This window comes from Pseudomonas sp. DF5, assembly GCF_058148225.1.
This window is the reverse complement of sequence record NZ_JBYVYM010000032.1, coordinates 55,943-80,761: the sequence shown is the minus strand read 5'-3', so window position 1 is coordinate 80,761 and position 24,819 is coordinate 55,943. Positions and strand designations below refer to the sequence as shown.

The 24,819-nt window shown below is 61.3% G+C and carries 28 protein-coding genes; 16 read left to right on the top strand and 12 right to left on the bottom strand.

Annotation, left to right across the window (positions count from 1 at the left end; genetic code table 11):
• Window positions 1-159: 159 nt before the first annotated feature.
• The 5 genes from AC30D7_RS25015 to AC30D7_RS24995 form a co-directional block, all read right to left on the bottom strand.
• Window positions 160-858, bottom strand: coding sequence for an OmpW/AlkL family protein (locus AC30D7_RS25015; RefSeq protein WP_490135871.1), 699 nt, complete (start codon window positions 856-858; stop codon window positions 160-162).
• A gap of 223 nt (window positions 859-1,081) precedes the next feature.
• Window positions 1,082-1,600 carry a DUF3299 domain-containing protein gene (locus AC30D7_RS25010; RefSeq protein WP_018925681.1) on the bottom strand — a complete coding sequence of 173 codons (519 nt, stop codon included), beginning with the start codon at window positions 1,598-1,600 and terminating at the stop codon, window positions 1,082-1,084.
• An 11-nt stretch (window positions 1,601-1,611) separates the two neighbouring features.
• The gene (locus tag AC30D7_RS25005; RefSeq protein WP_028938817.1) at window positions 1,612-2,877 is read right to left on the bottom strand and encodes an ABC transporter permease; all 1,266 of its coding nucleotides are present in this window, start codon (window positions 2,875-2,877) and stop codon (window positions 1,612-1,614) included.
• 1 nt (window position 2,878) lies between these two features.
• Complete coding sequence (locus AC30D7_RS25000) at window positions 2,879-3,589, bottom strand: ABC transporter ATP-binding protein (RefSeq protein ID WP_490135870.1); 711 nt, start codon at window positions 3,587-3,589, stop codon at window positions 2,879-2,881.
• 156 nt (window positions 3,590-3,745) lie between these two features.
• A complete protein-coding gene (locus AC30D7_RS24995) occupies window positions 3,746-4,321 on the bottom strand; it encodes a DUF2796 domain-containing protein (RefSeq protein WP_490135869.1) in 576 nt (191 codons plus the stop codon).
• Window positions 4,322-4,456: 135 nt separating this feature from the next.
• On the opposite strand from AC30D7_RS24995, the gene AC30D7_RS24990 reads away from it, so the two are divergent.
• Window positions 4,457-4,798 carry a hypothetical protein gene (locus AC30D7_RS24990; RefSeq protein ID WP_019581386.1) on the top strand — a complete coding sequence of 114 codons (342 nt, stop codon included), beginning with the start codon at window positions 4,457-4,459 and terminating at the stop codon, window positions 4,796-4,798.
• Between the two features lie 15 nt (window positions 4,799-4,813).
• Here the strand turns inward: AC30D7_RS24990 and trxA are convergent, their stop codons facing one another.
• The 3 genes from trxA to AC30D7_RS24975 all read right to left on the bottom strand — a co-directional run bounded on the left by trxA (window position 4,814) and on the right by AC30D7_RS24975 (window position 6,997).
• Window positions 4,814-5,686: a thioredoxin gene (gene trxA / locus AC30D7_RS24985; protein WP_490135868.1), complete on the bottom strand. Its 873-nt coding sequence runs from the start codon at window positions 5,684-5,686 to the stop codon at window positions 4,814-4,816.
• Between the two features lie 193 nt (window positions 5,687-5,879).
• Window positions 5,880-6,536, bottom strand: coding sequence for a class I SAM-dependent methyltransferase (locus AC30D7_RS24980; protein ID WP_490135867.1), 657 nt, complete (start codon window positions 6,534-6,536; stop codon window positions 5,880-5,882).
• Window positions 6,533-6,997, bottom strand: coding sequence for a YbaY family lipoprotein (locus AC30D7_RS24975; RefSeq protein ID WP_019581383.1), 465 nt, complete (start codon window positions 6,995-6,997; stop codon window positions 6,533-6,535). The genes AC30D7_RS24980 and AC30D7_RS24975 overlap by 4 nt, the downstream gene beginning before the upstream one ends.
• A gap of 116 nt (window positions 6,998-7,113) precedes the next feature.
• On the opposite strand from AC30D7_RS24975, the gene nrdR reads away from it, so the two are divergent.
• The 12 genes from nrdR to AC30D7_RS24915 all read left to right on the top strand — a co-directional run bounded on the left by nrdR (window position 7,114) and on the right by AC30D7_RS24915 (window position 15,812).
• The gene (nrdR, locus tag AC30D7_RS24970) at window positions 7,114-7,578 is read left to right on the top strand and encodes a transcriptional regulator NrdR (protein ID WP_007906838.1); all 465 of its coding nucleotides are present in this window, start codon (window positions 7,114-7,116) and stop codon (window positions 7,576-7,578) included.
• Window positions 7,575-8,708 (top strand): bifunctional diaminohydroxyphosphoribosylaminopyrimidine deaminase/5-amino-6-(5-phosphoribosylamino)uracil reductase RibD, encoded by a 1,134-nt coding sequence (gene ribD / locus AC30D7_RS24965; RefSeq protein WP_018925688.1) that lies wholly within the window; start codon window positions 7,575-7,577, stop codon window positions 8,706-8,708. Before nrdR ends, ribD begins: the two co-directional genes overlap by 4 nt.
• 44 nt (window positions 8,709-8,752) lie before the next feature.
• Window positions 8,753-9,418 (top strand): riboflavin synthase, encoded by a 666-nt coding sequence (locus AC30D7_RS24960; RefSeq protein WP_019650860.1) that lies wholly within the window; start codon window positions 8,753-8,755, stop codon window positions 9,416-9,418.
• Between the two features lie 16 nt (window positions 9,419-9,434).
• On the top strand, window positions 9,435-10,526 hold the full coding sequence (gene ribBA, locus AC30D7_RS24955) for a bifunctional 3,4-dihydroxy-2-butanone-4-phosphate synthase/GTP cyclohydrolase II (RefSeq protein WP_018925690.1): 1,092 nt from the start codon (window positions 9,435-9,437) through the stop codon (window positions 10,524-10,526).
• 91 nt (window positions 10,527-10,617) lie between these two features.
• Complete coding sequence (ribH, locus tag AC30D7_RS24950; protein ID WP_003228649.1) at window positions 10,618-11,094, top strand: 6,7-dimethyl-8-ribityllumazine synthase; 477 nt, start codon at window positions 10,618-10,620, stop codon at window positions 11,092-11,094.
• On the top strand, window positions 11,091-11,591 hold the full coding sequence (gene nusB / locus AC30D7_RS24945) for a transcription antitermination factor NusB (protein WP_007933632.1): 501 nt from the start codon (window positions 11,091-11,093) through the stop codon (window positions 11,589-11,591). The genes ribH and nusB overlap by 4 nt, the downstream gene beginning before the upstream one ends.
• Window positions 11,592-11,614: 23 nt before the next feature.
• Window positions 11,615-12,580 carry a thiamine-phosphate kinase gene (gene thiL, locus AC30D7_RS24940; protein ID WP_490135866.1) on the top strand — a complete coding sequence of 322 codons (966 nt, stop codon included), beginning with the start codon at window positions 11,615-11,617 and terminating at the stop codon, window positions 12,578-12,580.
• Window positions 12,577-13,080 carry a phosphatidylglycerophosphatase A family protein gene (locus AC30D7_RS24935; protein ID WP_490135865.1) on the top strand — a complete coding sequence of 168 codons (504 nt, stop codon included), beginning with the start codon at window positions 12,577-12,579 and terminating at the stop codon, window positions 13,078-13,080. The genes thiL and AC30D7_RS24935 overlap by 4 nt, the downstream gene beginning before the upstream one ends.
• Before the next feature lie 22 nt (window positions 13,081-13,102).
• Window positions 13,103-13,837, top strand: a complete 735-nt coding sequence (locus tag AC30D7_RS24930) for an ABC transporter substrate-binding protein (protein ID WP_490135864.1) — start codon at window positions 13,103-13,105, stop codon at window positions 13,835-13,837.
• Window positions 13,838-13,978: 141 nt separating this feature from the next.
• On the top strand, window positions 13,979-14,596 hold the full coding sequence (gene ribA / locus AC30D7_RS24925) for a GTP cyclohydrolase II (protein WP_007933624.1): 618 nt from the start codon (window positions 13,979-13,981) through the stop codon (window positions 14,594-14,596).
• The gene (locus tag AC30D7_RS24920) at window positions 14,593-15,012 is read left to right on the top strand and encodes an MFS transporter (protein WP_490135863.1); all 420 of its coding nucleotides are present in this window, start codon (window positions 14,593-14,595) and stop codon (window positions 15,010-15,012) included. The genes ribA and AC30D7_RS24920 overlap by 4 nt, the downstream gene beginning before the upstream one ends.
• The gene (locus AC30D7_RS24915) at window positions 15,012-15,812 is read left to right on the top strand and encodes a cobalamin-binding protein (RefSeq protein ID WP_490135862.1); all 801 of its coding nucleotides are present in this window, start codon (window positions 15,012-15,014) and stop codon (window positions 15,810-15,812) included. Before AC30D7_RS24920 ends, AC30D7_RS24915 begins: the two co-directional genes overlap by 1 nt.
• Before the next feature lie 138 nt (window positions 15,813-15,950).
• Here the strand turns inward: AC30D7_RS24915 and AC30D7_RS24910 are convergent, their stop codons facing one another.
• From AC30D7_RS24910 to AC30D7_RS24895, 4 genes are all read right to left on the bottom strand, one after another.
• Complete coding sequence (locus AC30D7_RS24910) at window positions 15,951-17,834, bottom strand: TonB-dependent receptor domain-containing protein (RefSeq protein WP_490135861.1); 1,884 nt, start codon at window positions 17,832-17,834, stop codon at window positions 15,951-15,953.
• 167 nt (window positions 17,835-18,001) lie between these two features.
• Window positions 18,002-19,900: a 1-deoxy-D-xylulose-5-phosphate synthase gene (gene dxs / locus AC30D7_RS24905; RefSeq protein WP_490135860.1), complete on the bottom strand. Its 1,899-nt coding sequence runs from the start codon at window positions 19,898-19,900 to the stop codon at window positions 18,002-18,004.
• Between the two features lie 91 nt (window positions 19,901-19,991).
• Complete coding sequence (gene ispA, locus AC30D7_RS24900) at window positions 19,992-20,879, bottom strand: (2E,6E)-farnesyl diphosphate synthase (protein ID WP_019581373.1); 888 nt, start codon at window positions 20,877-20,879, stop codon at window positions 19,992-19,994.
• Window positions 20,876-21,118, bottom strand: a complete 243-nt coding sequence (locus AC30D7_RS24895) for an exodeoxyribonuclease VII small subunit (RefSeq protein ID WP_007894317.1) — start codon at window positions 21,116-21,118, stop codon at window positions 20,876-20,878. Before AC30D7_RS24895 ends, ispA begins: the two co-directional genes overlap by 4 nt.
• 509 nt (window positions 21,119-21,627) lie before the next feature.
• On the opposite strand from AC30D7_RS24895, the gene AC30D7_RS24890 reads away from it, so the two are divergent.
• From AC30D7_RS24890 to AC30D7_RS24880, 3 genes are read left to right on the top strand one after another with little or no spacing between them, the layout of a single operon-like run.
• The gene (locus AC30D7_RS24890; protein ID WP_018925700.1) at window positions 21,628-22,419 is read left to right on the top strand and encodes a YfaP family protein; all 792 of its coding nucleotides are present in this window, start codon (window positions 21,628-21,630) and stop codon (window positions 22,417-22,419) included.
• Window positions 22,420-22,467: 48 nt separating this feature from the next.
• Window positions 22,468-24,180: a DUF2138 domain-containing protein gene (locus AC30D7_RS24885; protein ID WP_490135859.1), complete on the top strand. Its 1,713-nt coding sequence runs from the start codon at window positions 22,468-22,470 to the stop codon at window positions 24,178-24,180.
• Window positions 24,165-24,815 (top strand): DUF1175 domain-containing protein, encoded by a 651-nt coding sequence (locus AC30D7_RS24880; RefSeq protein ID WP_490135858.1) that lies wholly within the window; start codon window positions 24,165-24,167, stop codon window positions 24,813-24,815. The genes AC30D7_RS24885 and AC30D7_RS24880 overlap by 16 nt, the downstream gene beginning before the upstream one ends.
• The last annotated feature ends 4 nt before the right edge of the window (window positions 24,816-24,819 follow it).

Sequence of the window (24,819 nt, the reverse complement as noted above, 5' to 3'; positions counted from 1 at the left end):
TTGAAGGCGCCTTTTTTGTGTGTCGAATATGACCGATGCAGTTCCGTGGCGAGGGAGCTTGCTCCCGTTCGACTGCGCAGCAGTCGCCATCAATCTTGGGGCTGCTTCGCAGCCCAGCGGGAGTAAGCTCCCTCGCCACAAAAGCTGATCACATGTTGCTTAGAACTTGTAACCCAGACCGACCATGTAGATGAACGGATCGACGTCCACGTTCACCCGTGCGCGGGTGCCCGGGGCCACGGAATTGTTCTCGACGGTGGCACGGGTGTCGATGTCGATGTAGCGCACTTGGGCGTTGATCATCACCTTGTCGGTGAGCATGTAGTCGGCACCGACTTCCCACGCCAGGCCCCAGGAGTTTGTCGCCTTGAAGTTGCTGAAACCATTGGCGCTGGCTTGGCTGCCGACGTGCTCGTCGTAGATCCAGGTGTAGTTGATACCGCCGCCAACATACGGCTGGAATGCGGACTTGGCGTCCAGCGGGTAGTAGACCAGGCTCAGGGTCGGCGGCAGGTGTTTCAGGGTGCCGAGTTTGCCATTGGCGGCGCCGAGGGCGGTGTCTTTGAGCTTCACCTCATGCTCGAACGGCGAAGCCGCGAGCAGTTCGATCGCCAGGTTGTTGCTGATCATGTAGGCGAAGTTCAGGCCCAGTTGAGTGTCGCTGCTCATGGTGGCCTTGCCACCCAGATCGGCGCCCTTCAGCGGGCCTTGATCGACCTTGACGCTGGAGCTGTCGGCTTCCGGGTTGACGGTGATCGCACCGGCCCGAACGATGAAGTCGCCGGCGGTGTGGGCATGGGCGAGCGGGGCTGCGAGCGCGAGGGCAAGCAGCGAAGCGCTGAGCAGAGACTTGTGCATGGGGGCTCCAAAGGACGTTAAAAATGTTCGATGTCCAATGGTAGGGATCCAACTGATACGGTCTTTTGACTCAGCTCAACGAAACAGTGATGGCCCAGATTTTTGCGGAACCTTCGAGGGCCTCTTCGCGGGCAAGCCTCGCTCCTACAGGTTCAACATTGCCTTGTAGGAGCGAGGCTTGCCCGCGAAGGCGTCCTTTCATTCAACACCGAACTACCGGTGTTCACTCCGGCAGTTCATACACATAAATCTTCTGCGCCTCCATCTGATACCCGGCATCCGCCAATTCGCTGGTGGACGCCTTGACCTGCAACGCACCTTCGACCCAGTACGGCTGATACAGCTCATCGAGCTTCACGCCGACTTCGCTTTTGACATGCACGATCTGGTTCGACGGCGGAGGCGGTACGTGGATGCAGGCGCCGAAATACGGCACCAGCAGAAACTCCGTGGTGCGGCCTTCTTCACTGACCTCCAGCGGGACGATGTATCCCGGCAAGCGAATGTTCTGGCCATCGAGACTTTTCACCACTGGCGCGTTCGGCATGTCCTGTTTGGCGGCCGGGGCCGACTCCGCGGACAACGCGTCGCTCATCTTCGACAGGTCGTGCAGCGGCGTCATGTTCGGCACTTCCGGCGGGGCATCCGGCGGGATCATTTCCGACCAGGTCAGGTCTTTCGGCTCGGCCGCCCACAGCGGCAGAGCAACCAGCATCAACAGCGCAAGCAGAGCGCGGGGCATGTTCAATGTCCTCACAGTCGGATCGACAGGCCATCGGCCAAGGATTGGCGATAGGCGCGCCAGGCCGGCACGCTGCCCATCAGCAGCGCGGCGATCAGGATGCCACCGAGCAGCGTCCATTCATATTCGCTTGGCCAAGCCAGCGGCAGGTACAAACCGTAATTCGACTGCACGTAACCCTGCGCCACGGCGATGCCGACATACAGCAGCGCCACGCCGACAATCACTCCCGACAGCGCCAGGGCAAACGCTTCCAGCACCAGTAAAGTCGCGATATGCCATGGCCGCGCGCCCACCGAACGCAGAATCGCCATCTCCCGGCGTCGCTCGTTGAGGCTGGTGAGAATCGCCGTGAGCATGCCGATCAACCCCGTCAGCACCACGAACAGCGAGACGACGAACAAGGCTTTTTCCGCCGTGCTCATCAAACTCCACAGCTCCTGCAACGCCACACCCGGCAGGATCGCCAGCATCGGTTCTCCACGGAATTCGTTGATTTCACGTTGCAGCGCGAAGGTCGAAATCTTGTTGTTAAGGCCGAGCATGAACGCGGTGATCGCTTGCGGCGTCAGGTCCATGTTGCGCGCCTGATCGGCACTGACCCGACCGTTACCTCGCGCCGGTACACCGTTGTGCCAGTCGATGTGGATCGCTTCCATGCCGCCGAGGCTGATGTGCAGCGTGCGGTCCACCGGGGTGCCGGTGCGTTTGAGGATGCCGACCACGGTGAACGGCTTGTCGTCGTGCTTGACCAGGCTGATCGCCGCCACGCCATGGGCCAGCACCAGTTTGTCGCCGAGTTTGTAGTGCAGCGCATCGGCCACTTCGGCACCGAGCACCACTTCGAACGGATCGCTGGCGAAGGCACGGCCGTCGGCCAGTTCCAGATGCTGTTGATGGCCGTACTGGTAATGCTCGAAGTACGCCTCGGTGGTGCCCATCACCCGATAACCACGATGGGAATCGCCGAGGGACATCGGGATCGCCCACTTCACTTTCGGGTTGTTGGCGAACTGCTCGAAGCTGTCCCAGCGGATGTTGTTGGTGGCGTTGCCGATACGGAATACCGAATACAGCAGCAGGTTCACCGAGCCGGAACGCGCGCCGACGATCAGGTCGGTGCCGCTGATGGTGCTGGCGAAACTGGCCTTGGCTTCGGTGCGCACTCGTTCTACCGCCAGCAACAGACAGACCGACAGGGCGATGGCGAACGCGGTGAGGATCGCGGTGAAGCGACGGTTAGCCAGGCTGGCCATGGCAAGACGAAACAAATACATCTCAAACCTCGGACGGGGTGGCGGCGCGATTGAGATCGGCCAGCGACAGGTGGCGATCGAACAGCGGCGCGAGGCTCTGATCGTGGCTGACGAACAACAGGCTCGAGCCGGCTTCGCGGCATTCGGCGAACAGCAGGCGAATGAAGTTTTCGCGGGCGTCGTAATCCAGTGCCGAGGTCGGTTCGTCGGCGATCACCAATTCCGGCTGACCGATCAACGCACGCGCGGCAGCGACCCGTTGCTGCTGGCCGATGGACAGCGAATCGGCGCGGCGGCCCAGCATGTTTTCGTCCTTCAGGCCCAGATGGGCGAGCAGGGTGGCAGCGGCCTGATCGACGCTGCCGTGGCGCTGTTTCGCCCGCTCGGCGCGCAGTTTCGAGAAGTGACAGGGCAGTTCGACGTTCTCCCGCACCGACAGAAACGGCAGCAAGTTGAATTGCTGGAAGATGTAGCCGGTGTGATCGACCCGGAAGTGGTCGCGAGCCCCGGCAGACAGTTCGGTCAATTCCTGGCCGAGCAGCCGGATGCTGCCGCGATCAGGCTTTTGCACACCGCCAAGCAGGCCGAGCAGAGTGGTCTTGCCGCTGCCGCTGGGGCCTTTGAGGAACAGGGTTTCACCTGGCTCCAGGCGAAACGCCGGGATGTCCAGCAGCGGCGGGTGACCGGGCCAGCTGAAGCCCAGGTCGGACAATTCGATGAGTGCTTGGGTCATGGCGCCGATTTCATGAGGTTTGTCTCGACTTCACATTCAACATTACCCCCTGTAGGAGCGAGGCTTGCCCGCGAAGAGGCCAGTAGATCCAACAGAGATGTTGACTGACAGATCGCTTTCGCGGGCAAGACTCGCTCCTACAGGATTGGTGTCGGATCAGAATTTCAGGGCGGCCGCCTTGGCCGTCACCTCAACCCCTTGCTGCCCGCTCGGGCTGATCAGTTGTACCTGAATCTTCTGGGTAGCCGGGAACGTGTTGAAGACAGTCGCCAGATCCAGGGTCTTCAGCGCGCCCGGGGCCGAGCAGCTGAATTGGTAACGGGCGTGGATTTCGCTGTGGTCATGTTGATGCTCGTGACCGTCCTTGGCTTCTTCATGCTCATCGTCGGCATCCGGTTTGTCACCGAACAACGGGCTTTCCAGTTCCTGGGTCGCGACCACGCAACCGGCGACTTTCGGCAGGTTGAACAGCGTCAGCGGTTTTTCCAGTTGGGCACGGACCGCGGCGACTTTGGCCTTGTCGGCGTCGGTGGTGGCAGCGTGTTCGAAGCCGACCAGGTTCATTGCCGGGCTTTCCAGTTCCAGCTCCAGAGTCTGGCCGTCCAGCGCCGCATTCAAACGACCGACGCCGTGTTCATGGGCGCCGAGGCTGCCGTGCTCATGGTCGACAGCCGCGTGGGCGACAGCCAGCGGCAACAAGGCAAACGGCAAAGCGAGCAGCAGACGGCGCATGGCGGGTCTCCGAAAAGTAAAGTGAAGAGTTTGTTATGTAATCTTATAACGAAAGTGCCGAGAGTTTGACCGTCTGCTTGGCGTTGCGCAAGACCCATGGGAGCATGCGAGTCATGTGTGGGCAGGAGCAGGCTTATGTTGCGAATACGCGGAAGCATCGGCGACTGGCCGGTGGATTTGACCCTGGAACTGGATGAGGGCGACTGGGCGCAGCTCGGTGCGCAGTTGCAGGCAGCCAAACCCGAGGCGAGTGTGACACCGGCCAAACCGGTGAATCAGGACGAGGCGCTGTGGCAGATCGCTAAAGAACTGCTGCGCAAGGCCGGGCAATTGAGCGGGCCGGATTTGCTGGAACAACTGGAAGGGTTGACCGGCAGCGCAGCGGCGGGCAAGCGCTTGTTGGTGCGCTTGCGCCACTGCGCAGAGGTCAAAGTGGTGAGCGGCGGGGATACGCCGCTCTACAGCTGGATCGAGTAAGCCGCAAAAAAGAGCTTAATAGAGCGCGGCAAACAGCTTGCGACGGTACGTGGTCACCAACGGGTGATCGTTGCCCAGCAGTTCGAACACTTGCAGCAAGGTCTTGTGTGGCAAGCCTTCGCTGTAGCTGCGATTGCGGATGAACAGTTTCAGCAACGCATCCAGCGCCGCGTCGTATTGCTGACGGGCCAGTTGCTGGATCGCCAACTGATAGACCGCCTCATCGTCCTGCGGGTTTTTCGCCAGGCGTGTTTTCAGGTCTGCCGCATCCGGCAAATCCCTGGCCTGGCCGAGAAACTGGATCTGCGCCTTGGCGCCGGCCAGCGCGGCCTTGTGCTCATCGGTCTTGACCGCGTCGAGTACGGTTTGCGCTTCACTCAGTTCGCCGCGCTCGGTGAGGCAGCGGGCGTAGAGGATCAGTGCTTTGGCATTGGTGTTGTCTTCAGTCAGCAAGACTTTGAGCGTGGCTTCGGCGTCGGCGAAACGGCCTTCATCGAACAGCGCCTGAGCCTGTTCAAACGGGTCGGCGGCGGCTGGAGGCGGCATTTGCACATGGGGTTCGAGCATCGTGCGCACAGCGGATTCCGGTTGCGCACCGGCAAAACCGTCCACCGGCTGACCGTCCTTGAACAGCACCACGGTCGGCAGGCTGCGAATGCCGAAACGCGCGACAATGTCCTGCTCGATGTCGCAGTTGACCTTGGCCAGCAGCAACTCACCCTGATAGCTCTCGGCGATGGTTTGCAGCATCGGCATCAAGGCCTTGCACGGCGCACACCATTCGGCCCAGAAATCCACCAGTACCGGTTTGTGGAAAGAGTTCTCGATCACCGACTGGTCGAAATCGGCAGTCGTGGCGTCGAAGATGTACGGCGTTTCCTGACTCATGGGGGATCTCGTAAAAGCGTGGATGAGGCCACTATAAGGCTTGGTGGGGGGCGGCTGAAAGCGGGGTGATCATTGAGTGATGTGCTGCCAGGCAGGACGTCTTCGCGGGCAAGCCTCGCTCCTACAGGTCCGCGCTGATTTCGAAATCGCCACCCAACCCTGTAGGAGCGAGGCTTGCCCGCGAAGCTTTTTGCTAACCGCGCCGCGCGTGGTAAAGGCTCACATGCCGAAACTCTTCGGGTTCGGCCAGGTCCGGCAAGGTCATCGCCTGCAGCATCTCGATGCGCTGATACAGCGGATGGCGAAAATCCCGCACCCGTGAATCCGCCACCAACGCTTCCCGGCCACGGCTGAGAAACGCGTCGAGTAACGGCAGATTTTCCCGGTCGTACAGCACGTCGGCCACCAGAATCAGATCAAATCGATCCGCTTCGGCGAAAAAATCCGTCGAGTAGCGCAGCTGCACATCATTGAGTTCGGCGTTCGCCCGACACGCGGCAATCGCCAGCGGGTCCAGGTCACAGGCCACCACTTCCAGCGCCCCGGCCTTCACGGCCGCAATCGCAGCCACGCCGGAACCGGCGCCGAAATCCAGCACCCGTTTGCCTACGACCCAGTGCGGGTGTTCGGCGAGATAGCGGGCCACGGCCAGCCCACTGGCCCAGCAGAAACTCCAGTACGGCGGCTCGTGGAGAATCCGCCGGGTTTCTTCGGGGCTGAAAGCGCGGTCCATGTTGTCGCCGTCGATCAGCCAGAGTTTCAGCTCGGTGCCCGGCAATTCACAGGCTACAAGCTGTGCGTCACCGAGCAGTTCACCCAACGCCTGTTGCAGGTCGAGCGGTGCAATCATGGCGCTTTGACGAATTGCAACTGACCCAGGGCCTGGGTCGTTGGCTGGGTGATGAGTTGCGCCGGCAGATGCAGAATCAACTGCCCGGACTGGCTGGCGCGGCCGCGCAGTTCAACGCGAGCGCCAACCGGGAAGGATTCAGGGTTGAAACGCAGGCGAAACGGCAACACCTGATTAGTGCCGATCAGGTTGGCGCTGGCAAGTAATTGTTGCGGGCGGTCCTTGTCGTCGATCACCAGCAGCGCCAGTTCGACTTCGGCGTCGGCCGGCACGCCCATCAGGGTGCCGCTGATTTCACGTTGGTAAGCCGGCAGCGGACCGAGCTCGGCAGATGCCTTGGCTTTCTTCTGCGCCTGTTGCGGCGCCGGGCCGGGCGTCGGTGGCTGGGGCTTGGGTGCATCGCTGCTACAGGCCACCAGCAGGCTGAAAAGACTGAGCAAAACGAGCGGGCGTAACGACATTGGCGGCTCCAGCAAGGTGAAAACATTATAGCCCGTCTGTATACCGCAAACCCTATGGCTTGTCTTGCCACGGGGATGCGCTACCATGGCCCTCCCATTTTTTGTTGCCTGCCACCATGCACTGTCCCTTCTGCGGTGCCAACGACACCAAGGTCATCGACTCGCGTCTGGTCGCCGAGGGCGAACAGGTGCGCCGCCGGCGTGAATGCCTGGCCTGCGGCGAACGCTTCACGACGTTCGAAACCGCTGAACTGGTGTTGCCGCGCCTGATCAAAACCGACGGCAGTCGCCAGCCGTTCGACGAAGAAAAACTTCGTGCCGGCATGCAGCGGGCGCTGGAGAAGCGCCCGGTGAGTGTCGAGCGCCTGGAATCGTCGCTGGTGCACATCAAACACAAGCTGCGCGCCACCGGCGAACGCGAGGTCAAATCCCTCGTGGTCGGCGAACTGGTGATGGCCGAGCTGAAAAAGCTTGATGAAGTCGCCTATATCCGCTTCGCTTCGGTGTATCGACGCTTCCAGGACCTCAACGAGTTCCGCGAAGAGATCGATCGCCTCGCCCGTGAACCGGTGAAAGAATGACCACCTCCCCGGAACAAGCCATCCTCGACGCCCATTACATGGCCCGTGCCCTGGAACTGGCGCGCAAAGGTCATTACACGACGCACCCCAACCCGCGGGTTGGCTGCGTGGTGGTGCGCGACGGGCAGATTGTCGGCGAAGGCTGGCATGTGCGCGCCGGCGAGCCCCATGCCGAAGTCCATGCCTTGCGTGCCGCCGGTGACAAGGCGCGAGGCGCCACGGCTTATGTGACCCTGGAGCCGTGCAGCCACCACGGCCGCACGCCGCCCTGCGCCGATGCGCTGGTGAATGCCGGTGTGGCGCGCGTCGTTGCGGCGATGCAGGACCCGAACCCGGAAGTTGCCGGTCGCGGTCTGCAACGTCTGGCCCAGGCGGGAATCGCCACCGAAAGCGGCGTGCTGGAAGGTGAGGCGCGCAAGCTCAATGAAGGCTTCCTCAAGCGCATGGAACACGGCTTGCCGTTCGTGCGGGTCAAGTTGGCCATGAGCCTCGACGGTCGCACAGCGATGGAAAGCGGCGAGAGCCAATGGATTACCGGCCCGGCGGCGCGCTCGGCGGTACAACGGCTGCGCGCGCAGGCCAGCGTGGTGCTGACCGGCGCCGACACGGTGCTGGCGGACAATGCCCGCTTGACCGTGCGTGCCGATGAATTGGGCCTCGATCCCGAACAAACCGCCTTGGCCATGAGCCGTCCGCCACTGCGCGTGCTGATCGACGGTCGCCTGCGGGTGCCGTTGGACGCGCCGTTCTTCAAGGCCGGTCCGGCATTGGTCGCGACGTGCATGGCGATCGAAGAGCAATACGCCAACGGTCCGGAATGCCTGATCGTGGCGGGCGATGATGGCCAGGTCGACCTGCGCAAGTTGCTGGTTGAATTGGCTGCGCGTGACGTCAACGAGGTACTGGTTGAAGCCGGGCCGCGTCTGGCCGGGGCGTTTGCTCAGCAAGGGTTGGTGGACGAGTTCCAGATTTTCATTGCCGGCAAGTTTCTCGGCTCCACGGCGCGACCGTTGCTGGACTGGCCGCTGGCGCAGATGAAAGATGCGCCTGAGCTCAAAATTACCGAAATCCGCGCGGTTGGCGATGACTGGCGAGTCATTGCCATACCTGTCCCAACGGTCAGCGTATAATTCCCGGCTGCAGCCCAGAAGGCCCTGTTCTCGAGGAGGACTCCATGTTTACCGGCATCATCGAATCCATCGGCAGTATTCGTGCATTGACCCCAAAAGGCGGAGATGTGCGGGTTTACGTAGAAACCGGCAAGCTCGACCTGAGCGACGTCAAACTGGGCGACAGCATTGCTGTCAACGGCGTGTGCCTGACGGCGGTTGAACTGCCAGGCAATGGCTTTGCGGCGGACGTCAGTCGCGAAACCCTCGACTGCACCGCCATGAATGACCTCAAAAGCGGCAGCCCGGTCAACCTGGAAAAAGCCCTGACCCCGACCACTCGCCTGGGTGGGCACTTGGTCAGCGGTCACGTCGACGGTGTCGGCGAAGTGGTTTCGCGCAGCGACAATGCCCGCGCCGTGGAATTTCGCATCCGCGCGCCGAAAGAACTGGCCAAGTACATCGCCCATAAAGGCTCGATCACCGTCGACGGCACCAGTCTGACGGTGAACGCGGTCGATGGCGCCGAGTTCCTGCTGACGATCATTCCGCACACCCTGAGCGAAACCATCATGGCTGCTTACAAGCCAGGTCGCCGGGTGAATCTGGAAGTCGATCTGCTGGCACGTTATCTGGAGCGCCTGTTGCTGGGCGACAAGGCTGCTGAGCCAACTGCCGGCAGCACCATTACTGAAAGCTTTCTGGCCCAAAACGGCTACCTCAAATCCTGACTCAAGGGGGTGCCTTGTGGCGCTCAATAGCATCGAAGAACTGGTTGAAGACATCCGCCAAGGCAAGATGGTCATCCTCATGGATGACGAAGACCGCGAGAACGAAGGCGACCTGATCATGGCCGCCGAGTGCTGCAAGGCCGAGCACATCAACTTCATGGCCAAGCACGCCCGTGGCCTGATCTGCATGCCGATGAGCCGCGAGCGCTGCGAACTGCTCAAGCTGCCATTGATGGCGCCACGCAACGGTTCCGGCTTCGGCACCAAATTCACCGTGTCCATCGAAGCCGCCGAAGGCGTGACCACCGGTATCTCCGCGGCCGACCGTGCGCGTACCGTACAAGCCGCTGCCGCCAAAGACGCCAAGGCTGAAGACATCGTCAGCCCCGGCCACATCTTCCCGCTGATGGCCCAGGCTGGCGGCACCCTGGCCCGCGCCGGCCATACCGAAGCGGCCTGCGACCTGGCGCGCATGGCCGGTTTCGAGCCGAGCGGTGTGATCTGCGAAGTGATGAACGATGACGGCACCATGTCCCGTCGCGCCGAACTCGAAGCGTTTGCCGCCGAGCACAACATCAAGATCGGCACCATTGCCGACCTGATCCACTACCGGATGATCCACGAACGTACCGTTCAGCGGATTGCCGAGCAGCCGCTGGACAGTGAACTGGGCCAGTTCAACCTGGTGACCTATCGTGATTCGGTGGAAGGCGACGTGCACATGGCCCTGACCCTGGGCAACGTGTGCGCCGAAGAACCGACCCTGGTTCGGGTGCACAACATGGACCCGCTGCGTGACCTGCTGATGGTCAAGCAACCGGGCCGCTGGAGCCTGCGGGCCGCCATGGCCGCGGTTGCCGAGGCTGGCAGCGGTGTGGTGCTGTTGCTCGGTCACCCGCTCGATGGCGACGTGTTGCTGGCGCATATCCGCGAAACCGCGGATCACAGCGCAGTGAAAAAACCGACCACCTACAGCATCGTCGGTGCCGGCTCGCAGATCCTTCGGGACCTGGGCGTGCGCAAAATGCGCCTGATGAGTGCGCCGATGAAATTTAATGCGATATCCGGTTTCGATCTGGAAGTTGTAGAATACGTGCCCTCCGAATAATGACCGGTTGTTTCCAGTCCTTGATTCGCGGCTAACACATCACTGAGGGACGCGTAGAAAACGCGTCCCGGCTCTTTAAGAGATCTAACGAATGACCCTGAAGACCATCGAAGGTACCTTCATCGCCCCTAAAGGCCGCTACGCTCTGGTAGTGGGCCGTTTCAACAGCTTCGTGGTTGAAAGCCTGGTCAGCGGTGCAGTTGATGCCCTGGTTCGCCATGGCGTGAGCGAAAGCGACATCACCATCATCCGTGCGCCTGGCGCCTTCGAAATCCCGCTGGTTGCGCAGAAAGTCGCTCAGAAGGGCGAGTTCGCGGCAATCATCGCCCTGGGCGCGGTCATTCGTGGCGGTACTCCGCACTTCGAATACGTGGCTGGCGAGTGCACCAAGGGCCTGGCCCAGGTGTCCATGGAGTTTGGCGTACCGGTTGCTTTCGGCGTACTGACCGTTGATTCCATCGAACAAGCCATCGAACGTTCCGGCACCAAGGCCGGTAACAAAGGTGCTGAAGCTGCCCTGTCCGCTCTGGAAATGGTCAGCCTGCTGGCGCAGTTGGAGGCCAAGTGATTAGCGACGATAGCGATCGTTTCAACCCGCGCGATCCAAAGCCTGCGGATGCCGGCAAGCCATCGAAAAGCGCCAAGCGTCGCGAAGCCCGTCAGCTCGCGACCCAGGCGCTGTACCAATGGCATATGGCCAAGCAGTCGCTGAACGAGATCGAAGCGCAGTTCCGGGTCGATAACGATTTCACCGATGTCGATGGCGCGTACTTCCGCGAAATCCTGCACGGGGTTCCGCAGTTCAAGACCGAGATCGACACCGCGCTCAAGCCTTGCCTGGACTTGACCATCGAAGAGCTGGACCCGGTTGAACTGGCGGTTCTGCGCCTGTCCACCTGGGAACTGCTCAAGCGTGTCGACGTGCCATACCGCGTTGTGATCAACGAAGGTATCGAACTGGCCAAGGTCTTCGGTTCCACCGACGGCCACAAGTTCGTCAACGGTGTGCTCGACAAGCTGGCCCCGCGTCTGCGTGAAGCCGAAGTGAAGGCGTTCAAGCGCTGATCGGCGCTTGAACTGCCATTGCCATGGGTGAGTTTGAGCTGATCCGCAACTTCTTCGCCGCCGCGCCTTGTGCGCAAGGCGGTGAAGGCGTTGCCCTCGGGATCGGCGACGACTGCGCCTTGCTGGCGGTTCCTCCCGGGGAGCAGTTGGCAATCTCCACCGATACGCTGGTGGCCGGTGTGCATTTCGCCGACCCCTGCGATCCGTTTCTGCTCGGCCAGCGCTCGCTGGCCGTGGCCGTCAGTGACCTGGCCGCCATGGGCGCCACCCCCGTTGCCTTTACCCTTGCCTTGACCTTGCCGACCGGGACTTCCGATTGGCTGGAAGCGTTCGCCCGTGGTTTGAACCTCATGGCGCAGAATTGCCGTGTGGCACTGGTGGGCGGCGATACCACTCGTGGGCCGTTGAGCCTGACCATGACCGTGTTCGGCCGGGTGCCGACCGGTCTGGCGCTGACCCGCAGCGGCGCACGGCCGGATGATTTGCTCTGTGTGGGCGGTGATCTGGGTAACGGCGCGGGCGCATTGCCGCTGGTGCTCGGCCAGCGGACTGCGGACGCGGCCATCGCCGATCCATTGCTGGCCCACTACTGGTCGCCGCAACCGCAACTGGCGTTGGGCCAGGCCTTGCGTGGCAAGGCTACCGCTGCGCTGGACATCTCCGACGGGCTGCTCGCCGACTGCGGGCATATAGCTCTGGCGTCGAAAGTCGGGATTCAGGTAGAGCGCAGTAAACTGCCATTGTCGAAGGCGCTTCTGGCTTTCCTCGGTCAAACCGGTGCTGAGCAAGCAGCCCTGAGTGGCGGTGATGATTACGTGCTGGCCTTCACTTTGCCGCCCGCCGAATTGCCATCGTTGCTGGCTGACGGCTGGCCGATCCATGTGCTCGGGCAGGTGGTTGCAGGGCAGGGCGTTACATTGCTGGATGCCGACGGACACGACATCACCCCGCCAATCCGGGGTTATCAACATTTTCGGGAGACACCGTGACAGATCATCCCAAACAGGTTCCGGCGGAGTTCGTACCGCCGTCGGTCTGGCGCAATCCGTGGCATTTCCTGGCGTTCGGCTTCGGCTCGGGCACCCTGCCAAAAGCGCCGGGCACCTGGGGTTCGTTGGTGGCGCTGCCCTTTATTCCGTTGTGGCAGATGCTGCCTGACTGGGGCTACTGGCTGATGCTCGGCATCACCATGTTGTTCGGCTTCTGGCTGTGCGGCAAGGTCGCCGACGATTTGCGCGTGCATGACCATGAAGGCATCGTCTGGGACGAAATGGTCGGGATGTGGATCACCCTGTGGCTGGTGCCGCAAGGTTGGTATTGGTTGCTGGCGGGGTTCCTGATGTTCCGCTTCTTCGACATCCTCAAGCCGTGGCCGATTCGCTGGATCGACCGGCATGTGCACGGTGGCGTCGGCATCATGCTCGACGACGTGCTGGCCGGGGTGTTTGCGTGGTTGGCGATGCAAGGGCTGGTGTGGTTCTTCGCCTGAAGAATGCAGCCGAGGATAAAAGATGGTTCGCTGGTTGATGGTGATGGTTTTCGCGACGTTTTGCTCGTTCGCCCAGGCGGGGGATGCGCCGACGACGCCGTCCGTGATTCATCTGGCCAGCGAAGCGTGGGAAGACTTTACCGCCGCCGATGGCCATGGTTTGGGCTGGGACGTGTTGCGCGAAGTGTTCGAGCCGGCAGGCGTTAAGCTGGATATTCGAATCGAGCCGTATACGCGTGCCGCGGGCCTGGCACAGCGTGGCGAAGTGGACGCGTGTGTCGGTGCCTATCGGGGGGAAGTCAGTGACGTGCTCTATCCGCGCTGGAGTTTCGATACCGATCCGATCTATGCGCTGGGCCTGGCCACCAATCCGGCGCCGACCGCGCAAACCCTGGGTAATTATCGATTGGCCTGGCTGCGTGGCTACAAGTACCAGGCTTACCTGCCCAACGTGCAGCGCTATAACGAAGTCGCACGGCGTACCGGGATTCTGTCGATGCTGATCCACAACCACGTCGACTACTACATTGACGCGCTGGACGAGGTTAACTCCATCGTCAGCCGAGCCAAGGATCCGTCGCAATTTCGCCGTACGCATATCGCAGATCTGCCGCTTTACCTGTGCTTCGCCGATACTCCTCGGGCACGGCAATTGATGGCATTGTTCGATCAGCGCATGGAATTGCTAGTAAAGAACGGCCGGCTGAAACCGATTTTCGAACGCTGGAAGCAACCTTATCCGTTCAAGGCGCCCTGAACGCAAGATGTGTGACAGGCGAGTTCGATATCAAACTTTTTGATCGTTATGGCCGATAATTCAGCCTAAGCGTCTGCAGGAACGTGCTGTTACAATGCCGCCTCTGCGAATCTTCAGTACTTATAGATCAGGAGCACACCGGTGCCTGTCGTTTTTGTCGCCGCTTCCAAGCTGCCAACGCCTTTTGCGCAATTCACCATGCACGGCTTTCTCGATGAAGAGAACGGGCGTGAGCACGTGGTGCTGAGCCTGGGTGAGATCGCCGACGGTGCTCCGGTACTCGGTCGGTTGCACTCCGAATGCCTGACCGGCGATGCCTTGTTCAGCCAGCGTTGCGACTGTGGTTCGCAACTCGAGGCGGCGTTGCAGGCGATCGCCCGTGAAGGCCGTGGCGTATTGCTCTACTTGCGTCAGGAAGGCCGTGGCATTGGCCTGCTGAACAAGATCCGTGCTTATGAATTGCAGGACGGTGGTGCTGACACCGTTGAAGCCAACGAGCGTCTGGGTTTCGCCGCCGATCAGCGCGACTACGCCATGTGCCTGCCAATGCTGGAGCACCTGGGCGTGAAGTCCCTGCGTCTGATGACCAACAACCCACGCAAGGTCAAAGCCTTGACCGACATGGGCATCGTGGTTGCCGAGCGCGTGCCGTTGCACACCGGGCACAACCCGCACAACAAACTCTACCTGGCCACCAAGGCCAGCAAGCTCGACCACATGATGGGCAACGAGCATCAGGGCGAGGTTGACCGGGCGTGACCCGCGGTCAGGTACGGCGGCGACTGGCCGTCAACTGGTGGCAATACCTGGCGTTGGCTTTGCTGCCGCTGTTCGTGATCAATGGCTTGTTTGGCCAAGGCGAGGCGATTCTGCCGGTGCTGGCCATGCCGTTTTTCATCGCCGGTGTGGCGTCGATGTTTGTCAGCCTGAAGTTCTTTGGTGGCTACAAACATGCGCTGATCGCGACCCAAAAAGCCCTCGATACCCCTGAAGAACCCGCCGCCTGGATCGCCCTGGCCGCGAAACGCCGCGCCGCGTTTCTGGTCGCTGGCCTGCCCGCCTGGATTGGCGCACTGGCAGTTTTCGTTGGTCTGGAAGCCGTGCCGCTGATGCTGCTGGCGTTATCGACTGCGGTGCTGTTTTACCTCTACCGTATCCCGCGTCAACTCGGCTGATGCGCAATGTCTGGCTGGCAGTCCTGTTGCTGGCCATCGGTGGTCCGGCGGCTGCGGCCGAGCGGGTTGTCAGCCTGGCACCGTCGCTTTCCGAAATCGTTATTGAACTGAACTCGGCTGACCTGCTGGTCGGTGTGCTGGATGCCGGTGAGCGTCCGGCCGAGCTCAGAGACATTCCTTCAGTGGGCCGCTACGGTCAGTTGGACATGGAGCGATTGCTCAGCCTCAAACCCGATTTAGTGCTGCTCTGGCCTGACAGCGTGGGGCCGGCTCAGCGTGAACAGCTCAAGCGGCTGAACATCCCCATCCATGTCGCCGAACCGCATAACCTCGAACAACTCACTGCGCAGATCGAAGCGATAGCCACGCAACTAGGGCGAGCGGAGCGGGGCGTCGCATTGGCCGAAAACCTGCGTTCGCGACTCGACTCCCTGCGCCAGCGCTATCGAAGGGACGAGCCGCTGCGGGTGTTTTATCAAGTCTGGGACCGGCCGCTGTACACCGTGGGCGGCGGCCAGATCATCAGCGATGCACTGCAGGTGTGCGGGGCACGCAATGTGTTTGCCGACCTGTCACAGCCTGCGCCACAGGTCAGTGTGGAAGCGGTGTTGCAGCGCAATCCCGAAGTGATTCTGGCCAGCGATCAGGCGCAGCTCGAGGCGTGGAAGGCTTGGCCCCAGGTGACAGCGGTGGCGCAGGGGCAATTGCTGCTGGTGACGGATAAAGGCCTGGAACGGCCGAGTGGGCAGATGATTGAAGCGACGGCCAAATTGTGCCAGTTGATTGCGCCTGACCGCTAAGACCGAGGCGCCTGCTTCGCGCGCGAGCCCGCACACACCTTTGATCTGTGTCTTGCACAAAATGTATGCATGGATGCGATCAACTGTGGGAACGAGCTTGCCCGCGAAGAGGCCGGCCCAAACGCCGCAAACCCAGGCTTAGAGCTCCGGTGTCCAGGTCACCCCGAACATCCACGCCCGACCTTCCTCGCGATACCCGTACTGACTACCGTCATGGCTGTACAACGCCCGGCTGTAACCCTTGTCCAGCAGGTTGTCGACCTTCAATTCCAGCTTGATCTCGCGATTCAGCGCCCAACTGCTACGCAATCCCAACAACCCATAGCCGCCCAACGGCTGCTGGTTGTTCTCGTCGTCATAACTGCTGCTAACCGCTTGCCAACTGGCGCCGAGACCCAATCGATCGAACTGCCGATCGAGGTCCAGGCTCAAGGTCCGCCGTGCCCGGCGGGCCAGAGTGTGGCCGCTGTCGCGATCCCTTGGGTCAATGAACGCCACGCCCAGGTTGCTCTGCCAGCCGAACAGTTCTTGTTTCAAGGCCGCTTCAAAACCGTTGATCCGCGCCGAAGCGACGTTTGCCGGGCGGTTGTTGCTGCCGAAAATAATCGCGTCTTGCAGATCGGTGCGATACAGCGAGGCTTCCAGGCGAGTGCTCTGCGTCACTTGGCTGCGCCATTGCAGTTCATAACTTTTCGAGGTTTCGGGTTTCAGGTCAGGGTTGCTGAAGTCCGGGTAGTACAGGTCATTGAAGGTCGGCGCGCGGAAGCCTTCGCTGTAGGTCAGCAGCACATCGTTGTCCGGGTTCAAGGGCAGGGTGAACGTACCGCTCCAGCTGTTCTGGCCGCCGAACTGCTGGTTCTGGTCGCGGCGCAGGCCCAATTCGGTGGAGAAACTGTCCGCCTGATAGCGATGCTGGATAAATGCGGCGCGGTTCCAACGGCTGTCTTCCTCGAACGCTGTGCTGCTGTTGATCTGGTCTTCGTACCAGTCGCCACCGAGGATCAGGCTGTTGCGTTCGTTCAGGGTCAGGTCGTTCTGCCAGTTCACCGAATCGCGGTAAGTGTTGAACACGCTGCGCTCGTCGCTGAGCTTGTCGAGCGTCGTCTCGCGGTTTTCACTGTGGCCGAACTCGATGCGGGTTTTCCACCGGTCATTGATTCGCGCGTCGACGTAACTGCTGACGCTGCTCACCGTGAACTCGCTGTAGGGCTGTTGCTGGACCGACTCGAACGTGTTCATGTCGAAGCGGCCGAACGGATTGTCGAACGCGCTTTTACCCTGGTTATCCAGCACATTGGCGCCGATTTCGATGTCATCGTTGAGCGCATGGCTCAGGCTTAAGCTGACCGACCGATTGCGGTATTCGTCGTGATCGCCATCACTGGGATAAGACTCGTGGGTGCGATTGCTGCCCGCCGTTTCATCAAGGCTGGCGCCGAGATTGAAACGCGTCTGCCCGTCGCCGCCGGACAATCCGAGGCTGCGCTCCCAAGTCTGGTTGCTGCCAAAACCCATGTGCAGGCGTGGTTGCAGGCCTTGTTCGGCGCCACGGCGGGTAAAGATCTGGATCACCCCGCCAATCGCATCGCTGCCGTAAATCACTGAGCGTGAACCGCGTAGCACTTCCACGCGTTCGACCTGTTCGATGTTGATGTGCTGCAGGTTGCTGTCGCCGGAGGTCGAATTGCCGATGCGCTGGCCGTCGACCAGCACCAGGCTCTGCGCCGACTTGGTGCCTCGAATGTAGACCCCTGGCAGGCTGCCGCGCCCACCGGTTTGCCCGACTTGCACGCCCGGTACGCGGCGCAGCAGGTCAGTGACGCTGCCGGGTTGCAGACGGTCGATGTCTTCGCGGGTGAACACTGTGTTGGCGGCGCTGCTGTCGTTGCGCGCTTCGACCTGACGGTTGGCGCTGATCAATACGTCCGGCAGTTTCAGAGCCTGGTCGCGTTCGAAGGTGTCAGCCAGAAGCTGGCTGGCCGGCAGAAGCGTCAGCGTCAGGGCGAGGCGGGGGAGTTTCATCTGCATTCCGTTGGCGCTTTAAAGCGAACACATTCTTGAAGGTTGCACAAAACCAATGTGGGAGCGGGCTTACTCGCGAATGCGGTATGTCAGTCATATTGATGTCGACTGATACACCGCATTCGCGGGCAAGCCCGCTCCCACAGGGTTTTGCATATGTCTGAAGTTTAGAGGCTCAGCAGGCGCAGACGCTGACGCACCGCTTCTTCGATCCCGGCTTCATCCAGCCCGCATTCGGCGAGCATTTGCGCAGGCTTGGCGTGTTCGACGTAGGTGTCCGGCAAGCCCAGGTGCAGCACCGACTTGAGGATGTTTTCACGGGCGAGGAATTCGCTGACCGCGCCGCCGGCGCCGCCCATGATCGCGTTCTCTTCGACGGTCACCAGCAACTCGTGACTGCCGGCGATTTCGCGAACCAGTGCTTCGTCGAGCGGTTTGACGAAACGCATGTCGACGACCGTCGCATCCAGCTTCTCGGCGACTTTCAGTGCCTCGGCCAGTTGCACGCCGAACACCAGCAGGGCGACTGTGCTGCCCTGGCGACGAACCACGCCCTTGCCGATTTCAATCGGTTCGAGGTCTTTCGCGATCGGTGCATTCGGGCCGGTGCCACGCGGGTAACGCACCGCTGCCGGGCCGTTGTACAGGTGGCCGGTGCTGAGCATTTTGCGCAGTTCGTTTTCGTCGCTCGGGGTCATCACCAGCATGCCAGGGATGCAGCGCAGGAACGACAGGTCGAAGCTGCCTGCGTGTGTCGGGCCGTCTTCGCCCACCAGACCGGCGCGGTCGATGGCGAACAGCACGTCGAGGTTTTGCACCGCGACGTCATGAATCAGCTGGTCGTAGCCGCGTTGCAGGAACGTCGAATAGATCGCCACCACCGGTTTGGCGCCTTCACAGGCCATGCCGGCTGCCAGGGTCACGGCGTGTTGCTCGGCAATCGCCACGTCGAAATAGCGCGTCGGGAAGCGTTCACTGAAGGCCACCAGATCGGAGCCTTCCTTCATCGCCGGGGTGATCCCGACCAGACGCGGATCAGCCGCCGCCATGTCGCACAGCCACTCACCGAAAACACCGGAATATTTCGGCCCGCTGGCTTTTTTCGGCGCGGCGGCCGGAGCGTCCAGCGGTTCGAGTTTGGTGATGGCGTGATAACCGATCGGGTCGACTTCCGCCGGGGCGAAGCCTTTGCCTTTCTTGGTGACCACGTGCAGGAATTGCGGGCCTTTCAGATCGCGCATGTTGCGCAGGGTGGCGATCAGGGTCGGCAGGTCGTGGCCATCGATCGGGCCGATGTAGTTCCAGCCCAGCTCTTCGAACAGCGTGCCAGGGACCAGCATACCTTTGGCGTATTCTTCGGTGCGACGGGCGATTTCCCAGGCGCCGGGCAGGCGCGACAGGACCTTTTTGCTGCCTTCGCGCATGCTCGCGTAAGTGCGGCTGGAAAGGATTTTCGCCAGATAGTTCGACAACCCGCCGACGTTGCGCGAGATCGACATGTCGTTGTCGTTGAGGATCACCAGCATGTTGGCGTCCACTTCCGGCGCGTGGTTCAGCGCCTCGAAGGCCATGCCAGCGGTCAGTGCACCGTCGCCGATCACCGCGATCGCCTTGCGATCACTGTGTTGCAGACGGGCGGCAATCGCCATGCCCAGCGCTGCGCTGATCGAGGTGCTGGAGTGGCCGACGCCAAAGGTGTCGTACTCGCTCTCGGAACGACGCGGGAAGGCGGCGATGCCATCCTTCTGGCGCAGGGTGCTCATGCGCGCGCGACGACCGGTGAGGATTTTGTGCGGATAGGCCTGATGACCCACGTCCCACACCAGCCGGTCGTCCGGGGTGTCGAAGACGTAATGCAACGCGATGGTCAGCTCGATCACGCCCAGGCCGGCACCGAAATGCCCACCGGTCTGGCCGACCGTGTAGAGCAATTCCAGGCGCAACTCATCAGCCAGGGTTTCCAGCTCGGCTTCGCCTAACCGGCGCAGGCCGTCCGGCGTGTTGGCACGGTCGAGCAGGGGCGTGGTCGGGCGCTTACGGGGAATCTCATGAAACGTCGTGGGCATCAGGCGAATCGTTATAGGTATAAAAGATGCGGCAGTTTACCTGATGCATCGCCCCCTGCCCACGCGTTGGTCTTTTTTGGCGGATACGCTGTCAGTTGCGGCGGTCAACGATGTACCGGGCCAGATCGCGCAAGGGCTCTGCTGCCGCGTCAAACGGTCGCAGCGCGTGCAGGGCCTGGTCGCGCAGTTCCAGAGCATAGGCCTTGGCCGCGTCGAGACCGAGCAGTGCCGGGTAGGTCGGCTTGTCCCGGGCGATGTCGGCGCCCTGGCGTTTACCGAGGGTGGCGGTGTCACTTTCGACGTCGAGAATGTCGTCCTGGACCTGAAATGCCAGGCCGATGGCTTGTGCATAACTTTGCAGCGACTTCAGTTCGTCCTTCTCGGCATGACCGCTGGCCAGGGCGCCGAGTTTGACGCTGACTTCGATCAACGCGCCGGTCTTGTGCCGATGCATGTACTCAAGGGCTTTTTGATCGAGCTTCAGACCCACCGAGCCAAGATCGATGGCTTGCCCGCCGACCATGCCCGCCGGACCTGCCGCCAGCGCCAGGGCGCTGACCATCTGCAGACGGGTTTCGGCGTCTGACGCACTCAGGCGCGGGTCGAGCAGGGCGCTGAAGGCCAGGCTCTGCAAACCGTCGCCGGCGAGAATTGCGCAGGCTTCGTCGAATTTCTTGTGGGTGGTCGGCTGGCCGCGACGCAGGTCGTCATCGTCCATGGCCGGCAAATCGTCGTGCACCAGCGAATAGGCATGGATCAGCTCAACCGCGCAGGCTGCGCCGTTGGCTTGCTCGGCCTTGCCGCCCAGCGCTTCACACGCGGCGTAGGCCAGCAGCGGACGTACACGCTTGCCGCCATTCATCACGCTGTAGCGCATGGCCTCATAGAGGCGGGCGAGCTCAGGGCTCGGCGGGTTGAACAGGGTTTCCAGTGCTGCATTGACGCGGGCCTGGCTGGCTGCCGAATACGCTGCAATCATTCTGGCTGATCCGCGTCGAAGGGTTCCTCGGCCAACTCGCCATCACGCTCGAGCAGCACTTGAACCTTCTGTTCGGCCTGGGCCAGCGCCGCCTGGCAATCACGGGTCAGCCCGATGCCCTGCTCGAAAGCGGTCAGCGAGTCTTCCAGCGACAATTCACCGTTCTCCAGACGCTCTACCAGCGTTTGCAGGTCAGCGAGGGATTGTTCGAAATCCAGTGCAGCTTTTTTGCGGGCCATGGCGGCTATTTCCGGTTGACGTTAAACCGGCGCGACACTAGCAGACATGGGGGGTATGGGCAAATGAGCTGGGCCATTTGGAGCAGCAGTTCCGGGGTGACAACACACCTTGTGGCGAGGAGGCTTGCTCCCGTTCGGCTGCGCAGCAGTTGCGAACCTCTGGACGCGGTAGGCCTGAATAAACGCGATGTATGGTTTTGGGGCCGCTTCGCTACCCAGCGGGAGCAAGCTCCCTCGCCACAGATGTATGTCGTCTATATAGGTTGTGTGGATTATTCGGCTCACTTTATGAGCCGAATGGGATCGCTATTCGGCTCACGTCCAACAAATGCCGTGATTCCCACCGCAAATATAGATGTATCCGATTGTTAAAAAACTTCCGAATGGCTAATCTTCGCGGCTTCTACGACCCTATATTCAGGGTCATTCTGACGAAACGCAGTTTTTTCGATCTGTAACGCGCCGAGGATCTGGCGCAGGGTTTCGTTATGCATGGCAGGAGGCGTCACATGCGTTGGGTTCTTTCACTGCTGATCACGCTGGTCTGCGCTCAAGTAGCGCGGGCCGAGCCCACGGCCGAGCTATCGGAACCGGTGGGCGGCTGGCGCTATCACGGCTTGCTGGACCGCAGTGAAAACCCTCGCGTCGCCTATCCCACACCGCCCATCGACCGGGGCGTGCAGCGCAATCGCACAATGATCGAAGGCCAGCTCAAGGCCCTTGGCACGCTCCGTCCGCCCCACAGCCTGGCGGTCAACGGCAATCCCCTGAATCTGTACACCGACGACCAAGGGCGTTTTGCCCGCCCGTATGCGTTCGGCGCCGGTTCCAACAGCGTCGAAGTGCGCAGTTCCGAGGGCAAGTCGCTCAAGCGCGTTCAATTCTATGAAGCCAACAACCTGCGCACCCCGGCGCGGATTCGCGTGGTGCTGGGCTGGGACGATCCCAAGGCCGAACTCGACCTGCACATCATTACCCCCGACGGCCAGCACGCGTTCTGGGCCAGTCCGGCGATGAGCAACGGCGGTGGGCTGGACCCGGACGGTGTCGATGGCCCTGGCCCTGAAATGTTCACCATGACTGCGCCGATGCACGGCACCTATCTGGTTTACGTGAACTATTGGGGCAACTACGGCAGCGGCGGCTATAACTTCGATGAGAACAGCAACCAGAACGAGGTGATCACCTCGCAAATCAATCTGGTGCTCAATGAAAACACCGTCGACGAAAAACGCGAGACGTTCATCGTGCCCTTGCGGGCGATCGGCGACCTGCTGCTGGTCAAGACTTTCAACTATTAAACATCCCGCACCTCGGTTGAATTCAGCCTTGTGAAAATGAGCGTGAACATGAGTGATAACACTGTTTCCCCGGCCGCCGACGCACCCGCTGCCAAACCTCCTCGCCGCTGGCCAGCGCTAGTGATCGGGCTGTGCCTGGCGGCAGGCGTAGCGGGCGGGTTAGGCTGGTTCCTGCACAAACCCAAGGCTCCGCCTGCGCAGTTGGCCAGCGACAAACTGGGCATGAGCCGCCCGGACGGTCTGCTCGAAACCCATTCCCTGAGCCAGTTGCCCAAGGATCTGCTGGCCGTGCCGTTCCTCAAGGAAACCCTGACCGAAGATTTCGTCTTCTATTACGAAGCCCATGCCGATCGCCTCGGTTTGATCGGCAGCCTGCGGCGGATCATTTACGAGCATGACCTGAAGCTGCAGGACAGCCTGATCGAGCAGCTCTTCGACCAACCGGCGGATGTGGCGCTGTGGCGTGGGGCTGATGGGCGTCTCAAGGATTTCCTGTTGGTGATGGATCGCGGCGGTCTGGCCAAGGTGCTGGAGCCGTTGGCGAAAGTGGCGCTGGATGATTCGCAGCTGAGCAAGCTCGGCGAAGTGAAAGTCGGTGCCGACGCCGTCACCCTCTATCAGCTCAACTACAACGCCAGCAAGGCGTTGGTGTTCGCTTCCCATGGCGACAAATTGGTGGTGCTGTCCAATCCGGCCAAACTCTACGACCCGGATAACGGGGCTTTGGAGGAAACCAGCGGCGTTTCGACCAAGGCGATCGCCGCCTTGCTCAACGGCGACAAACTGTTCCCTGAAGCCTTCGGCCTGCCGCCGCGTGCGCCCGAGGTAAAACAACGCCTCTCGGTCAACTCCAGCGTGTTGGCCATGGGTTATCAGCGCTTCATCCCGAACTTTGCCGGCCTGCGTTTCGACATGGACGACAAGGGCTGGCACAGCTTCCTCGCCATGGACGAACTGGACAACCAACCGGACTTCGACTTCAAACCGATCTGGCAAGCCATGCCGATGGGCGCCAGCGCTTGCGTAGCCTTGCCACTGGCCGCCGAACAACAGAAACCGCTGCTGGTGAAACTCGGCGCCGAAGAATCCGTGGCCCAGGCCCTGACTGAACACATGGCCGGTGCCGCCGGCCTGTGCTGGTATGCCGACTCGCGGCTGTACACGCCGCTGCTGGTGGCCAGCCTGAATGACGATGACAGCGCCAAACTTGATGGTGACTTGGGCAACCTGTTCGGCTCGATGGTCGGTGCCTACGAAGGCAATGTTGCCGAGCACGCATTCCCGGTGGTCGAAAAACAGGACGGTAAAACCCATCAGTGGCAGCGCCAGGTCAGCTCCAACTTCGGCCCCTACAAAGCCAAGGATGCCGAGCAGCCAGACGCGATCACCGGCAAAGCTTTCATGCGCGTAAGTCTCGCGCGCCACGGTTCGACGCTGTTGTTCTCCCTCGACGACAAACTCGTCGACAAAGCGCTGGGCACTCTCGACAAACGCTTCCCGCCGCTGGCTGATGTGCTGCCGAAAGACCTGCTGATGCCGATCTATTTCGGCCCCGATTCCATGGCGCAACTGATGCAACAGGAAACCCTGGACAGCCTGCCGCAGGACATGGAACCGGTGTTCTACAACGCCGCGCAAACCTACCTGATTCCGAAACTGCGCACCCTCGGTGGCTATGGCAAATACGCCCTGACCCTGCCCAAAGGCAGCGAGCCCGACGGCCACTGGCAATGGCTGCCGCTGGAATGGAAAGCCCTGTGACCGCACTCATCCGAGGCCTTGGCTTGCTGGCGTTGCTGCTGGGGACTCGCACATTCGCCAGCGAAACCGCCGCGCTCGATCCGCAGCAATCCCAGGTATTCCGCGCCTGGTTCGTGCGCATCGCCCAGGAACAATTGACCCAAGGCCCGAGTCCGCGCTGGTATCAGCAGGACTGCGCCGGGTTGGTGCGGTTTGCCGCCAATGAAGCGCTGAAAGTCCACGACGACAAATGGCTGCGCAGCAATGGCCTGTCCAACCGCTACCTGCCGCCGGAGCTGCAACTGAGTGAAGCCCAACGCGGCCTCGCCCAGCAATGGCAGCAGGGCGGCGGCAAGGTCGGGCCTTACGTCAACGCGATCAAATTGATTCAGTTCAACAGTCATCTGGTCGGCCGCGATCTGGCCCAGGCCCGGCCCGGCGATTTGATGTTTTTCGATCAGGGCGACGACCAGCACCTGATGATCTGGATGGGCCGCTTCATTGCCTATCACACCGGCACCACTACCCCCACCGACAACGGCATGCGCTCCGCAAGCCTGCAGCAACTCATGACATGGAAGGACACCCGATGGATACCCGACGCAGCCAACCCCAACTTCATCGGCGTCTATCGACTGAACTTTCTCTCCCAATGATCGG